Source organism: Afifella sp. YEN Y35 (assembly GCF_047553465.1).
Lineage (GTDB): Bacteria > Pseudomonadota > Alphaproteobacteria > Rhizobiales > Afifellaceae > Afifella > Afifella aestuarii.
Genome location: NZ_CP180203.1, coordinates 3,104,558 through 3,116,788, shown reverse-complemented (window position 1 = coordinate 3,116,788; position 12,231 = coordinate 3,104,558). Strand labels below are relative to the sequence as shown.

At 63.2% G+C, this 12,231-nt stretch carries 13 protein-coding genes; 10 read left to right on the top strand and 3 right to left on the bottom strand.

All coding sequences use genetic code 11. The annotated features are described in order from the left end of the window. Positions 1 to 139: 139 nt before the first annotated feature. Entirely contained in the window at positions 140 to 1,753 is a 1,614-nt protein-coding gene (locus ACK8CP_RS14850) for a phosphoenolpyruvate carboxykinase (RefSeq protein WP_414834276.1), read from the bottom strand. A 293-nt stretch (positions 1,754 to 2,046) separates the two neighbouring features. Here ACK8CP_RS14850 and ACK8CP_RS14845 point away from each other — a divergent pair, with 293 nt between their 5' ends. The 6 genes from ACK8CP_RS14845 (at position 2,047) to ACK8CP_RS14820 (ending at position 6,649) form a co-directional block, all read left to right on the top strand. After that, positions 2,047 to 2,748: a response regulator transcription factor gene (locus ACK8CP_RS14845; RefSeq protein ID WP_414832337.1), complete on the top strand. Its 702-nt coding sequence runs from the start codon at positions 2,047 to 2,049 to the stop codon at positions 2,746 to 2,748. Positions 2,749 to 2,762: 14 nt separating this feature from the next. Then, complete coding sequence (locus ACK8CP_RS14840; protein WP_414832336.1) at positions 2,763 to 4,559, top strand: stimulus-sensing domain-containing protein; 1,797 nt, start codon at positions 2,763 to 2,765, stop codon at positions 4,557 to 4,559. 7 nt (positions 4,560 to 4,566) lie between these two features. Further along, on the top strand, positions 4,567 to 5,013 hold the full coding sequence (locus ACK8CP_RS14835; RefSeq protein ID WP_414832335.1) for an HPr kinase/phosphorylase: 447 nt from the start codon (positions 4,567 to 4,569) through the stop codon (positions 5,011 to 5,013). 54 nt (positions 5,014 to 5,067) lie between these two features. Then, on the top strand, positions 5,068 to 5,469 hold the full coding sequence (locus ACK8CP_RS14830) for a PTS sugar transporter subunit IIA (protein ID WP_092811793.1): 402 nt from the start codon (positions 5,068 to 5,070) through the stop codon (positions 5,467 to 5,469). Further along, on the top strand, positions 5,466 to 5,777 hold the full coding sequence (locus tag ACK8CP_RS14825) for an HPr family phosphocarrier protein (protein ID WP_128290368.1): 312 nt from the start codon (positions 5,466 to 5,468) through the stop codon (positions 5,775 to 5,777). The genes ACK8CP_RS14830 and ACK8CP_RS14825 overlap by 4 nt, the downstream gene beginning before the upstream one ends. Positions 5,778 to 5,893: 116 nt before the next feature. Then, positions 5,894 to 6,649 carry an ABC transporter ATP-binding protein gene (locus ACK8CP_RS14820; RefSeq protein WP_128290367.1) on the top strand — a complete coding sequence of 252 codons (756 nt, stop codon included), beginning with the start codon at positions 5,894 to 5,896 and terminating at the stop codon, positions 6,647 to 6,649. Between the two features lie 15 nt (positions 6,650 to 6,664). On the opposite strand, the gene ACK8CP_RS14815 is transcribed toward ACK8CP_RS14820, so the two are convergent. After that, a complete protein-coding gene (locus tag ACK8CP_RS14815) occupies positions 6,665 to 7,432 on the bottom strand; it encodes an NAD(P)-binding domain-containing protein (RefSeq protein WP_414832334.1) in 768 nt (255 codons plus the stop codon). A gap of 237 nt (positions 7,433 to 7,669) precedes the next feature. Here ACK8CP_RS14815 and ACK8CP_RS14810 point away from each other — a divergent pair, with 237 nt between their 5' ends. The 4 genes from ACK8CP_RS14810 (at position 7,670) to ACK8CP_RS14795 (ending at position 11,708) form a co-directional block, all read left to right on the top strand. Continuing rightward, positions 7,670 to 8,470, top strand: a complete 801-nt coding sequence (locus ACK8CP_RS14810) for an ABC transporter permease (protein WP_414832333.1) — start codon at positions 7,670 to 7,672, stop codon at positions 8,468 to 8,470. An 89-nt stretch (positions 8,471 to 8,559) separates the two neighbouring features. Further along, entirely contained in the window at positions 8,560 to 10,191 is a 1,632-nt protein-coding gene (gene phaZ / locus ACK8CP_RS14805) for a polyhydroxyalkanoate depolymerase (RefSeq protein WP_414832332.1), read from the top strand. 173 nt (positions 10,192 to 10,364) lie between these two features. Further along, the gene (locus ACK8CP_RS14800; RefSeq protein ID WP_414832331.1) at positions 10,365 to 10,796 is read left to right on the top strand and encodes a DUF2852 domain-containing protein; all 432 of its coding nucleotides are present in this window, start codon (positions 10,365 to 10,367) and stop codon (positions 10,794 to 10,796) included. Positions 10,797 to 10,961: 165 nt separating this feature from the next. Next, positions 10,962 to 11,708: a M48 family metallopeptidase gene (locus ACK8CP_RS14795; RefSeq protein ID WP_414832330.1), complete on the top strand. Its 747-nt coding sequence runs from the start codon at positions 10,962 to 10,964 to the stop codon at positions 11,706 to 11,708. A gap of 76 nt (positions 11,709 to 11,784) precedes the next feature. Here the strand turns inward: ACK8CP_RS14795 and ACK8CP_RS14790 are convergent, their stop codons facing one another. After that, complete coding sequence (locus ACK8CP_RS14790; protein WP_234629938.1) at positions 11,785 to 12,213, bottom strand: helix-turn-helix domain-containing protein; 429 nt, start codon at positions 12,211 to 12,213, stop codon at positions 11,785 to 11,787. Positions 12,214 to 12,231 lie beyond the last annotated feature (18 nt).

Genomic DNA, 12,231 nt, shown 5'->3' with positions numbered 1-12,231 from the left:
AAGCCTCGCTAAGTCGCAGGTGAGACCGAAACGATGAACCGGCACCCGGAATCAGTTGGACGGGTCCCGAAGCCGGATACAAAACGGCCGGCGCACCTTTGCGATACGCCGGCCGTGACAACAAAAATGACGGCGTCGCCTATTCGGCGGCGGCTTTCAGACGCGGAGCGGCCGCCAGAACCTCCGCATCGACGTCGTCGGCGAACTGCTTGAAGTTCTCAGAGAACATCTCCAGGAGCTTTTCGGCCTGACGGTCGTAGGCGGCCTTGTCGCTCCAGGTCTCTCGCGGATGCAGAACCTTGCCATCGACGCCTTCGAGCTCGGTCGGGATCTCGAGGCCGAAGACCGGCTCCTTCTCCATCGGCGCCTTCTCCAGCGTGCCCTCGAGCGCGGCTTCCAGCAGCCGCCGCGTCAGCTTCAGCGGCATGCGCTTGCCGACGCCGTAGGGGCCACCGCTCCAGCCGGTGTTGACCAGCCAGCAGGTGACGGCGTGCTTGTTGATGTGCTCGCGCAGAAGATCGCCATAGACGGCGGGAAGGCGCGGCATGAACGGCGCGCCGAAGCACGTCGAAAAGGTCGCCTCCGGCTCCGTCACGCCCCGCTCGGTGCCCGCCACCTTGGCGGTATAGCCCGACAGGAAATGCACCATCGCCTGCTCGGCCGAGAGCTTGGAGATCGGCGGCAGAACGCCGAACGCGTCGCAGGTCAGCATGACGATGTGGTTGGGCTGGCCACCCATGCCCGTCTCGCTTGCATTGGCGATATAGTCGAGCGGATAGGCGGAGCGGGTGTTTTCCGTCAGCGACCCGTCGTCGAAGTCTGGTTTGCGCGTGTCCTCGTCGAGGACGACGTTTTCCAGAACCGTGCCGAAGCGGGTGGACGCGGCGTAGATCTCCGGTTCCTGCTCCGCGGAAAGCCGGATCGTCTTGGCGTAGCAGCCGCCCTCGAAATTGAAGACGCCGTTCTCGCTCCAGCCATGCTCGTCGTCGCCGATGAGCGTGCGCTCAGGATCGGCCGACAGGGTTGTCTTGCCGGTGCCCGACAGGCCGAAGAAGATGGCGACGTCGCCATTGTCCGCCTCGTTGGCCGAGCAATGCATCGGCATCACGCCCTTCTCCGGCAGGAGATAGTTGAGAAGCGTGAAGACCGACTTCTTGATCTCGCCGGCATAGGCGGACCCGCCGATGAGGATGAGTTTCTTCGAGAAGTTGACCGCGATCACGGTTTCGGTGCGGCAGCCATGCCGCTCGGGATCCGCCTTGAAGCTCGGCAGATCGATGACCGTGAACTCCGGCAGGAAGGAGGCGCGGGCCTCTGCGTCCGGTACGCGCAAAAGGTTGTGAATGAACAGCGAATGCCAGGCGAGCTCGGTGTAGACGCGAACATTGAGGCGATGAACCGGATCGGCCCCACCGCACATGTCCTGCGCATAGAGCGTCATGCCGTCGGCATGGGCGAGAAAGTCCTCGCGAAGACGCTCGAAAGCCTCCGGCTCCATGGCGCCATTGCCGCCCCACCAGATGGTGTTTTCCGTCTTTTCGTCGCGGACGATGAACTTGTCTTTCGGCGACCGACCGGTGTGCTTGCCGGTCGTGGCGACGACCGCGCCGTCTGAAGAAAAGCGGGCTTCGCCCCGCCGGATGGCGTGCTCGGCAAGCTCCGCCTGCGGAAGATTCCAGAAAACCCTTTTGACCCTATCAAGCCCAACAGCTTCGACCCCGCATGCGGGGTTGCGCTTGCCACTCTCCTCCACCATTCACTCCTATATGTTTTTGAGCCGGACATCCCCCCGGAGCCGGCTACCCCTGTTTCTGCATAGACGGGTGCTATGCGCAGTCGCAAGAGCGACATTTGCAACTCTGATCCCTAATTCGCAGTTGTGTCCCTGCGACGGCAGGCATCTTTTAAGTTACGGAACCTTACAGATTTCTCATGTTCCGCAACGGCATTTTTTGTGCAACCTGCCACAATTCGTTCGCATTCTGTCACAAGAGCGGCGCAGGCGCAGTCTTTGGCGCCGCAAACCACCGGTAGGAGCATCACCCCATGGCGACCATCGCACTCGTGGATGACGATCGCAACATCCTGACTTCCGTGGCGATGACGCTGGAATCGGAAGGCTATCGCGTCACCACATTCAACGACGGCGCCTCCGCGCTGGACGGGCTGACGCAGGCTCCGCCGGACCTTGCCATCCTCGATATCAAGATGCCGCGCATGGACGGCATGGAGCTCCTGCGCAAACTGCGACAGAAGACCGACCTCCCGGTGATCTTTCTGACCTCGAAGGACGAAGAGATCGACGAGCTCTTCGGCCTCAAGATGGGGGCCGACGATTTCATCAAGAAACCGTTCTCGCAGCGTCTTCTGGTTGAACGGGTGCGCGCCGTCCTGCGCCGGGTCCAGCCGAAGGAAATGGGCCCTACACGCACCGGCGACAGCTCGAAGACATTGGAGCGCGGCGCCCTTGTCATGGATCAGGAACGCCACACCTGCACGTGGAATAACGAGAATGTGACCCTGACCGTCACCGAATTCCTGATTCTTTTTGCGCTGGCCCAGCGCCCGGGCGTGGTCAAAAGCCGCAATGCGCTGATGGATGCGGCCTATGACGATCAGGTCTATGTGGATGACCGCACCATCGACAGCCACATCAAGCGGCTCCGCAAGAAGTTCAAGGCCGTCGATGACGAGTTCAACATGATCGAGACCCTCTACGGTGTCGGATATCGCTTCCGCGAGACATGAGAGCGCTTTAGCCCATGGTGGCTGAGACGCATCCAGGCGAGACGCACAGGCGCGAAGAGAACCCGCGGCAAAATGAAGCGCTGCGGGCGCGTCGGCGTTGGCGACGGCTCCTGGTCTTGCCGTTCGCCAGAGGCCTGTCGATTCTTGCCCAGGCGAGCTTTTCGAGCGTCAGCCGCCGCATCGTCACCCTCAACCTCGCCGGCCTCATCGCGCTCGTCCTTGCGGTTCTCTACCTCAACCAGTTTCGCGCCGGCCTGATCGATGCCCGCGTCGAAAGCCTGAGAACGCAGGGGGAGATCATTGCCGCGGCGATCGCCGCGCAGGCGACCGTCGAAACCGACGCGATCACCATCGATCCCGACAAGCTCCTGGAATTGCAGGCGGGCGAAAGCGTCTCATCTTTCGATGTCGGCGAGACCTCGGCCGATTTTCCGATCAACCCGGAACGCGTCGCTCCCCTGTTGAAGCGGCTGATGACGCCGACGCGCATTCGCGGCCGTCTCTACGATCAGGAGGGCAACCTGATCGTCGATTCCAAGGGGCTTTACACGCGCGGTCAGATCCTGCGCTTCGATCTGCCGGCACCGGAAGAAACCCGATCGTGGTGGGAAAAGTCCTGGGACAAGCTCCGACTCTGGCTGCGGCGCGGCGATCTGCCGAAGTATCACGAGGTCGGTGCCGGCGACGGCCGGGCCTATCCCGAAGTGGTCAACGCCCTTTCAGGCCAGGCGGGGTCTGTCGTGCGCGTCGGAGAAGACGGCGGCCTGATCGTTTCGGTCGCGGTGCCCGTGCAGCGCTTCCGGGCCGTCCTCGGCGCGCTGCTTTTGTCGACCGAATCGGGCGACATCGATGCGATCGTCCATGCCGAACGCATGGGCATCTTCCGCGTCTTCCTGGTCGCTGCGAGTTCGACCGTCCTGTTGTCGATCCTGCTGGCGAGCACGATCGCGGGCCCCATCAGCCGCCTCTCTCAGGCCGCGGAACGGGTCGGCCGTGGCGTGCGCTCGCGCATGCAGATCCCCGATTTCGGCGAGCGCAAGGACGAGATCGGCCATCTGGCGCGTTCATTGCGCGACATGACCAACGCGCTCTACAGCCGTATGGACGCGATCGAACGCTTTGCTGCCGATGTCGCGCATGAACTGAAGAACCCGCTGACTTCGCTCCGAAGTGCCGTCGAGACCCTCCCCATCGCGCGAAGCGAGGAGAACCGCGAGCGGCTTCTCGATGTCATCAAGCACGATGTGCGCCGCCTCGATCGCCTGATCAGCGACATCTCCGATGCCTCCCGCCTCGATGCCGAACTGGCGCGCGAGGACACGGAGCCGGTCGATATCGCCCGCCTTCTCGAGGCGGTGGTGAGTGTCGCGCGCGAGGTGCGCACGACCGATCCGAGCCAGCTCACCCTCAGCCTCAAGTCCGGAAAGTTCGGCAAGGACGCCTTCTACGTCCTCGGCCATGACAGCCGCCTTGGTCAGGTGTTCAACAATCTGATCGACAACGCGCTGTCCTTCTCCCCCGACGACGGCGTGGTGCGGGTTGTGGCCGAGCGCTTGCCCGGGCGGATCGTGGTCGTGGTCGATGATGACGGCCGCGGCATCCCGGAAGACAATTTCGAGCGCATTTTTGAACGCTTTTACACCGACCGCCCCGAGAAGGAGGCTTTCGGCAACAATTCTGGTCTCGGTCTCGCGATTTCGCGGCAGATCGTGGTCGCGCACCGCGGCACGATCACTGCGGAAAACAGGCGCAACCGGGACGGCTCCGTTGCGGGTGCGCGCTTCACGGTCGTCCTGCCGGCAGCCGATTGAGGGGGCCATGTCGCTGCGGCTGCACGCAAGCTGTGTTCTCTGGCAAGGGGCCGGCATTCTCATTCGCGGCGCGTCGGGAAGCGGCAAATCCATGCTCGCCTGGTCGATCCTTGCGGAGGATGGCCGCCTCGTTGCCGATGATTACTGCGATCTGACGGCCTGCCATGGCCGCCTCGTCGCCACCCCGCCCGCAGCGACCGAGGGGTTGATAGAGCTGCGGGGCCGCGGGCTCGTGCACCTGCCTCATGAACAGGCAGCGGTGATTCGCCTTGTCATCGATCTCATCCCCGAGGCGGCTCTCGAACGCCTGCCGGATGCCGAGGATCTCACGACGGAGATCGCCGGGATACGCCTGCCACGCCAACCGGCTCCGGCACGGAGCCCTGCGACGCTGCTGCTCGTGCGAACAGCGCTTGCCGCAGCCCTTCGGCCGCGCGAGGGACTTGCAAGGTGACGCATTTTTGTGGCCAAGATGACAACCCTTGCACAATGGATCGGCAAACCCCGTATGATCGGATTAGTCCTCGTCACCCACGGCCAGCTCGCTTCTGAATTTCGCGCTGCTTTGGAACATGTGGTGGGGCCTCAGCAGGGCTGCGCGACGATCTCCATCGGTCCCGACGACGATATGGAGGATCGGCGCCAGGACATCGTTCAGGCAGTGCAGGAGGTCGACGCCGGCGATGGCGTGATCCTGTTGACCGATATGTTCGGTGGCACCCCTTCGAACCTTGCGATCTCGGTGATGGAGCCTGGCCGCATCGAGGTCGTGGCCGGCGTCAACCTGCCGATGCTGATCAAGCTCGCGAGCATCCGCGGCGATGCGGAGCTCGACGAGGCGACGGTCGCGGCGCAAGATGCCGGGAGGAAATACATCAACGTTGCCAGCCGGATCTTGTCCGCCAAATGACCACGATCGCTCTGGAGAGCCTGCCTTTGCGACGCCTCACCATCTGCAACAAGCGGGGCCTTCACGCACGCGCTTCGGCGAAGTTCGTGAAGCTCGCAAGCTGTTTCGATGCAGAGGTGGTGGTGATCAAGGACGGCCAAAGCGTCGGCGGCACCTCCATCATGGGTTTGATGACGCTCGCCGCAGCCCCCGGCTGTTTCATCGATATCGCCGCCGTCGGGCCGGATGCGGATGCCGCGCTTGAGGCGCTTGCTGCCCTCGTCGAAGGCGGGTTCGGCGAAGATGTGACCCGCGAGCCGCGCGACTGAGGCTGGAAGTACCGGCCGTCCCTCCGTAATCTCAGGAGACGTTTTCAAAGCCGTTCGACCGGGGGCCGCAAGATCTGCGCCCGGCGTCGGCGAAGCACTGCGTGAGGACCACGAGGATGCAACAGCTGGGTGTCAGTCCGATTGCGGTGACGCGCCTTGCCAAGCGCTACGGCCCGGTCAGCGCCGTCGACGGCATCAGCTTCTCGGTGCCCGCCGCCTCCGTCACCGGCCTTCTCGGCGGCAACGGCGCCGGCAAGACGACGACGATCGCCATGCTGATGGGATTGATCACGCCGAGCTCGGGGGAAGCCCGCATCCTGGGTGCCGACATGGCGCACCAGCGCTACCAGGTTCTCCACCGGATCAATTTCGAAAGTCCCTATGTGGAAATGCCGATGCGGCTCACCGTGCGGCAGAACCTCAAGGTCTTCGGGCGGCTCTACGGTGTCGCTGACCTCAAGGAGCGCATCGACGAGCTCGCCGGCGAGCTGGCGCTTCGGGATTTTCTCGACCGCCCGTCGGGTAAGCTTTCCGCCGGACAGAAAACCCGCGTGGCGCTCGCAAAATCCCTGATCAATCGGCCCGAGGTCCTCCTCCTCGACGAGCCGACCGCTTCGCTCGATCCCGACACCGCCGATTGGGTGCGCACCCATCTGGAGCGTTATCGCCGCGAACGCGGCGCCACCATTCTCCTCGCCTCGCACAACATGCCCGAGGTGGAGCGTCTCTGCGATGACGTCGTCATGATGAAGGGGGGCGTGATCGTCGATCAGGGGGCCCCGTCCGAGCTTATCTCGCGCTATGGCCGCGAGACCATGGAAGACGTCTTCCTCGATGTCGCCCGCGGCCGCAGGCAGGGCGAGGCGGCCTGAAGCGGTCTGAAACCTCTAGGAAAGCGAAGTCTTTGCGGCGAGCGTCTCGAGCCCGTCCCTCACCTTGTCGAAGACCCCGGCCGAGGTAAGGGCGGTGAGAAACGCTTCGTTGATGCCCCCAGGCGTCGCGTGATCCTTGGCGAGGCGCTCAAAATCCGGCTTGTCCTCGTGGAGCGAGCCCGCCACACCGGCGAAGACCGCCGCCATATACTGCGATGCGGCCTCCTGCGGCACGTTCTGAGCAGTGAGCCATCCGGCGATGGTGTCGAGATAGGCAAAATGCGCCGCGACCGTCGCAGAAGCCGTCGCGAAAGCCTCAAAGCTTTCCTCGCTCGGCAGCTCGACGGCGCTGCCGAGCCTATCGAAGAAGGTTTTGGCTTCCCCGCCGGCCGGGAAGACGGGCGTGATGCCTGAGCGTGTGCGCACGGGCGGCAGCGGGATGGCTCTCGCAATCTCTGTGGCCGGCGCGACGAGCGAAGAAAGCTGCGCAAGCGGTGTGCGGGCCAACAGGCTGATGACCGGGCGCTCTTTGGGAAAGACGAGATCCTTGAGTGCCGCCGCCGCATCCTGCGGCCTGACGGCAAGGATCACGACCAAGCAGCGGTCGATGACGGCCTGATTGTCCTCCGCAACCGTGACGCTTGCGTATCTCTGTTCGAGATCGGCGGCAATCTCGGCATTGCGCGGTGACAGCACGATTGCGGGTGCGCCCACGTCGACGCTGCACAAGCCTTCCACGATCGCCTGGGCGATCGCTCCGACGCCGATGATGCCATAGACCATGAGGCTTCCTCTTCACTGAATTCGGTAGCGAGGACCTTAGGCAATGATGGTCGCCGACGGGAGGGGGTGGCGCGAGGAAAGGGGCGACGCGATGGGTCGGGACCCGGTCAGCGGCGTTTTTCTCCGGTTTATTGCCGGCTTTTCGCGCTGCGGCGGCGGGTCTACGATTGCCGGGCGGCCGCTTCGCCCAGCCTCTTTGCGAGCCTCTTCGCCGCCGGAACGCTCAAGGACGACACGATGCTCTCTGCCTCCCTCAACCGCATCTTCGCGCTCGTTCTGCGCTATTGGTATCTTCTCAGAGGCTCCTGGCCCCGCTTCGTCGACCTCGTCTACTGGCCGACCGTTCAGATGCTGATGTGGGGCTTCTTGCAGACTTATCTGGCCGAGAAGACCTCTGTTGCCGCGCTCGCTGGCGGGGCCTTCATTGGCTCCGTCCTTTTGTGGGACATCCTGTTTCGCGGCCAGATCGGCTTTTCGGTCTCCTTCCTGGAGGAGATGTGGTCGCGCAACCTCGGCAATCTGATGATGACGCCGCTCAGGATGTACGAGCTTCTGGCCGCCCTCGGCGTGATGAGCATCATCAGGCTCCTGATCGGGCTGGTGCCGGTCACGGTGATGGCGATCGTCTTCTTCGGCTTCAATCTGTGGGGGCTGGGTCTGGCGCTCGCCGCCTTCTTCGCCAATCTCATCATGACAAGTTGGACGATCGGGCTTCTCGCCTGCGGCATCGTTCTGCGCAACGGGCTCGGTGCGGAGAGTTTCGCTTGGAGCGTCTCGTTCCTCCTGCTTCCGCTCGCCTGTGTGTACTACCCCGTGACGGTTCTGCCCGTCTGGCTGCAGCCGATTTCGCTCGCGCTTCCGCCGACGCATGTTTTCGAGGGCATGCGGGCTCTCATTTTGGAGAATCGCTTCGATGTGGGCGAGATGTTGTGGGCCGGCGGCCTCAATCTTGTTTATTTGGCCGCCGCATCCATTGCTTTTGCTGCGTTTCTGCGCTCGGCTCGCCGGTCGGGCGCCCTGCTTCAGCTTGGCGAATAACAGGTCCGCGCAAGCATCGCGCCTGAAGACTTTTGGCGTGCCGCAGTTGCCTTTGAAACTAAACGGCCTATTCTGCGATGCAGAAGACTATGCTGCGACGCCGCAATGCCCCCGACACCGGCGTCAAGGTGAAAGAAAGGGCGGGAAACGTGGGCATCTATCAGTTCTACGAGCTCAATCACGCCGTGCTTGCGCCGTGGCGGGCCATGGCCGATGTGACGCGGCTCGCCTTCCAGAATCCATTCAATCCGTTCGCGGAGACGCCGTTCGGCCGGTCGGTCGCGGCCGCGGCGGAGTTGTTCGAGCGCACGACGCGGCGCTACGGCAAGCCGGAGTTCGGCCTGAAAGATGTCGAGGTCGACGGCAAGACCGTTGCCATCGAAGAGCGCGTGGTGTGGTCGAAGCCCTTCTGCGATCTCCTTCATTTCAAGCGCGACCTGCCGTCTGACCGCCCGCGCGATCCGAAACTTCTGATCGTCGCGCCGATGTCCGGTCACTACGCCACTTTGCTGCGCGGAACGGTGGAAGCGATGCTGCCCTTCCATGAGGTCTTCATCACCGATTGGACCGATGCGCGCATGGTGCCCTTGTCCAAGGGGCATTTCGATCTCGACGATTTCGTCGATTACATCGTCGAGATGCTGCATCATCTGGGCTCCGGAACACATGTCATGGCGGTTTGCCAGCCGTCCGTGCCGGTCCTCGCCGCAGCCGCTGTGATGGCGGAAGACGACGACCCCTGTCAGGCCGCCTCCATGACGCTGATGGGCGGGCCGATCGACACGCGGCGCAATCCGACCGCCGTCAACATGTTTGCCGACGGCAAGAGCGTCGACTGGTTCCGGCGCCACGTCATCATGAACGTGCCTTTCCCGCATCCGGGCTTCATGCGGGCCGTCTATCCGGGCTTCCTGCAGCTCTCGGGTTTCATGAGCATGAATCTCGACCGGCATGTGAGCGCCCATCACGAGTTCTTTCAGCACCTCGTCGACGGCGACGGCGACAGCGCCGAGAAGCACCGCGACTTCTATGACGAATATCTCGCCGTGATGGATCTGACGGCGGAGTTTTATCTGCAGACGGTGGAAACCGTCTTCATCCGCCACGATCTCCCGCGCGGAGAGATGCGCCATCGCGGGCGCCTCGTTCGCCCGGAGCTCATCAAAAAGACGGCGCTTTTGACGGTGGAAGGTGAGCGCGACGACATTTCGGGAGTCGGCCAGACGGAAGCGGCGCAGTCCCTGTGCTCCAGCCTGCCCGAGGAGATGAAGAAGCATCATCTGCAGCCGAAGGTCGGCCATTACGGCGTCTTCAACGGCAGCCGGTTCCGCAAGGAGATCGTGCCCGTCATCGCAGATTTCATCCGCCGCTTCGCGCGGGAGGACGCCAAGCCCTTGAACGGGGCGGCGGAGGCCGTGCGCAGCAATCCGCGCGAGGATTATCACGCGCGTTTTGCCGATGCGATGGGCTTCTCGGCGCTCGCCGTCGACAACCTCCCGGCGGTCGCGACGGATCTGAACGAGATCGTCGGTCTCGGACCGGCCGCAGCCGACAGCCTCAACGAGTTCGGCATCTTCCAGGTGAGCCAGCTCGCCGAGATGACGAGCGAGGCGATCGAGGCCTTGCAAGGGGAGATGTCGCCTCATGCGGGCGAGGCGCTCGAGAGCTGGGTCGCACAGGCGCGGCGCATGATGGGCATGACCGTCGAGACGCGGCACTGATCGGACGTTTTCCGTTGGCCGGACCCCCGCCGTCGATGCACTGACCGGTCGAAGTGCCGCGATCGCCGTCGCGAGAGGTCGAGAGCTCTTTGGGGCGAAGGGCTTCCGGTTTTTCTTGAATCCCGATTTTGCGCTCCCCATCTCCAGTTCATCCACTGCTTGAGGGGAGTTCGATGAACCAAACTGTTACTGCCAATCGGGCCTGTTCGACTCGGGGCCGCTGGTCACCGCTGAACATTCTTCTGATGGTGATCGGTTTTGCTCTGTTCTGGCCGCTCGGCCTTGCCATGCTGGCCTGGATGATCTGGGGCCAGGAATTGGTCCGGTTCGGACAGGACATGCGCAATCAATTCCGCAGCCAGTTCGGCGGCATCACGCGCCAGGCCGGATTCAGTGTCGGCGACACCGGCAATATCGCTTTCGACGAGTACCGCGCCCGTGAGTTGGAGCGGATCGAGGAAGAGCGCCGTAAGGTCGAAGGCATGCGCGCCGAGTTCGAGACCTTCGTGAAGGAACTGCGGCGGGCGAAGGACAAGGAAGAGTTCGATCGCTTCATGGCCGAGTACCGCCGGCGCACGGACGAGGGAACGCAGGGCGCGTTCTAAAGTTCAGGAACGGATTGCGAATACAGCGGGGCCCGCAGGGCCCCGTTTGTCGTTTTGGGCGGTCGAAGATGATCTTGAACGCTGAGACCGCCGCCTTGGCCGAGATGCGCGGGCGAAACGAGCAACGCCTTTGGCGACGGCCGTAGACGAGGCATAGTGCGCGCTATGCGATTCTCCCGCCGCAAAACCCCCGAAACCTGCCGTCTTGCCTTTCAGGAGAGCGAGCTTGCCGTGAAGGTGCGCCGCTCCAGCCGGGCCCGGCGTATGATCCTGCGGCTCGACGCTGCGACAGGCGAACCACTTCTGACGCTGCCGGCCTTTGTCCCGCTCTCGGCGGGCGAACGCTTTCTGGCCGGTCACCGCGACTGGCTCGCCGAACGGATGCAGGCCCATGAGGGCGGAACTCCGTTTGCGCCGGGAGCGTACTTTTCGCTGCGGGGAGAACAATGCCTCATCGAGACGGGCCCATCTCGCGGGCTCGTGCGGGTGGCGGACACGGACGAAGGACGCGTCGTCATCGTTCCGGGTGACCCGCGCCACCTGGAGAGGCGACTTTCCGATTGGCTGAAACGCCAGGCGCGCCACGATCTCGACGCGGCTGTCGCCCGCTATTGCACGACGCTCGGCGTGCGGCACCGGCGCATCGCCGTGCGCGACACGAGGAGCCGCTGGGGCTCCTGTTCATCGACCGGAACGCTGTCGTTTTCCTGGCGCCTTGTTCTGGCGCCGCCGCGCGTGCTGCAATATGTCGCAGCCCACGAAGTCGCTCATCTGCGGGAAATGAACCATTCGCCGCGTTTCTGGCGCCTCGTGGACGAAGCCTATCCCGGCTACGAAGAGGCCCGCGGATGGCTGCGCCGTCACGGTGCCGAGCTTCATCGCATCGGCCGGGCGGCCGCTCAGACGTTGTGAGCGACCTCCACGCGGCTTTTGATGAGAAAAATCGGTGAAAGAGCCACAGATCGCCGGTTGCGGCGTTCTCTGAAAGCTATTCCTGGCCCGCGTCGTTGTTTTGGTCGCGCGCGATCTCAGAAACCAGCTCGATCAGGCGACGGCGAACCTTGCTGCTTTTGATGTGCGTGAAAGAACGGTTCAGTTCTACGCCTTCGGCCGTTGAGACGAAGTCCATCACGAAAGCAGTCTGACGCTCCGCGAAACCTTCCTCGCTGCCATTTCCTGAGTTGTCGGGCAGGAAATAAGACAGAGGACTGCCGAGAACCTCTGCGATCTGGAAGAGTCGGCTCGCAGCGATGCGGTTTGCACCTTTTTCGTATTTCTGTATTTGCTGGAACGTGACGCCGAGCTGTTCGCCAAGCTTCTCTTGAGACAGGCCGGCCATCTTGCGGCGCATCCGGACCTGCCTGCCGATATGAGCGTCGATTTCGTCCGGCGACTTCGGCTTCCGCTTATCGTTCATGTTTTTCCTTACACGCTA

What these genes read in the sequence shown, in the direction of transcription:
- ACK8CP_RS14845 (WP_414832337.1), top strand. Translation starts at nt 2,047, where the DNA reads ATGGCGACCATCGCACTCGTGGATGACGATCGCAACATCCTGACTTCC.
- ACK8CP_RS14840 (WP_414832336.1), top strand. Translation starts at nt 2,763, where the DNA reads ATGGTGGCTGAGACGCATCCAGGCGAGACGCACAGGCGCGAAGAGAAC.
- ACK8CP_RS14835 (WP_414832335.1), top strand. Translation starts at nt 4,567, where the DNA reads ATGTCGCTGCGGCTGCACGCAAGCTGTGTTCTCTGGCAAGGGGCCGGC.
- ACK8CP_RS14830 (WP_092811793.1), top strand. Translation starts at nt 5,068, where the DNA reads ATGATCGGATTAGTCCTCGTCACCCACGGCCAGCTCGCTTCTGAATTT.
- ACK8CP_RS14825 (WP_128290368.1), top strand. Translation starts at nt 5,466, where the DNA reads ATGACCACGATCGCTCTGGAGAGCCTGCCTTTGCGACGCCTCACCATC.
- ACK8CP_RS14820 (WP_128290367.1), top strand. Translation starts at nt 5,894, where the DNA reads ATGCAACAGCTGGGTGTCAGTCCGATTGCGGTGACGCGCCTTGCCAAG.
- ACK8CP_RS14815 (WP_414832334.1), bottom strand. Translation starts at nt 7,432, where the DNA reads ATGGTCTATGGCATCATCGGCGTCGGAGCGATCGCCCAGGCGATCGTG.
- ACK8CP_RS14810 (WP_414832333.1), top strand. Translation starts at nt 7,670, where the DNA reads ATGCTCTCTGCCTCCCTCAACCGCATCTTCGCGCTCGTTCTGCGCTAT.
- phaZ (WP_414832332.1), top strand. Translation starts at nt 8,560, where the DNA reads ATGCTGCGACGCCGCAATGCCCCCGACACCGGCGTCAAGGTGAAAGAA.
- ACK8CP_RS14800 (WP_414832331.1), top strand. Translation starts at nt 10,365, where the DNA reads ATGAACCAAACTGTTACTGCCAATCGGGCCTGTTCGACTCGGGGCCGC.
- ACK8CP_RS14795 (WP_414832330.1), top strand. Translation starts at nt 10,962, where the DNA reads ATGCGATTCTCCCGCCGCAAAACCCCCGAAACCTGCCGTCTTGCCTTT.
- ACK8CP_RS14790 (WP_234629938.1), bottom strand. Translation starts at nt 12,213, where the DNA reads ATGAACGATAAGCGGAAGCCGAAGTCGCCGGACGAAATCGACGCTCAT.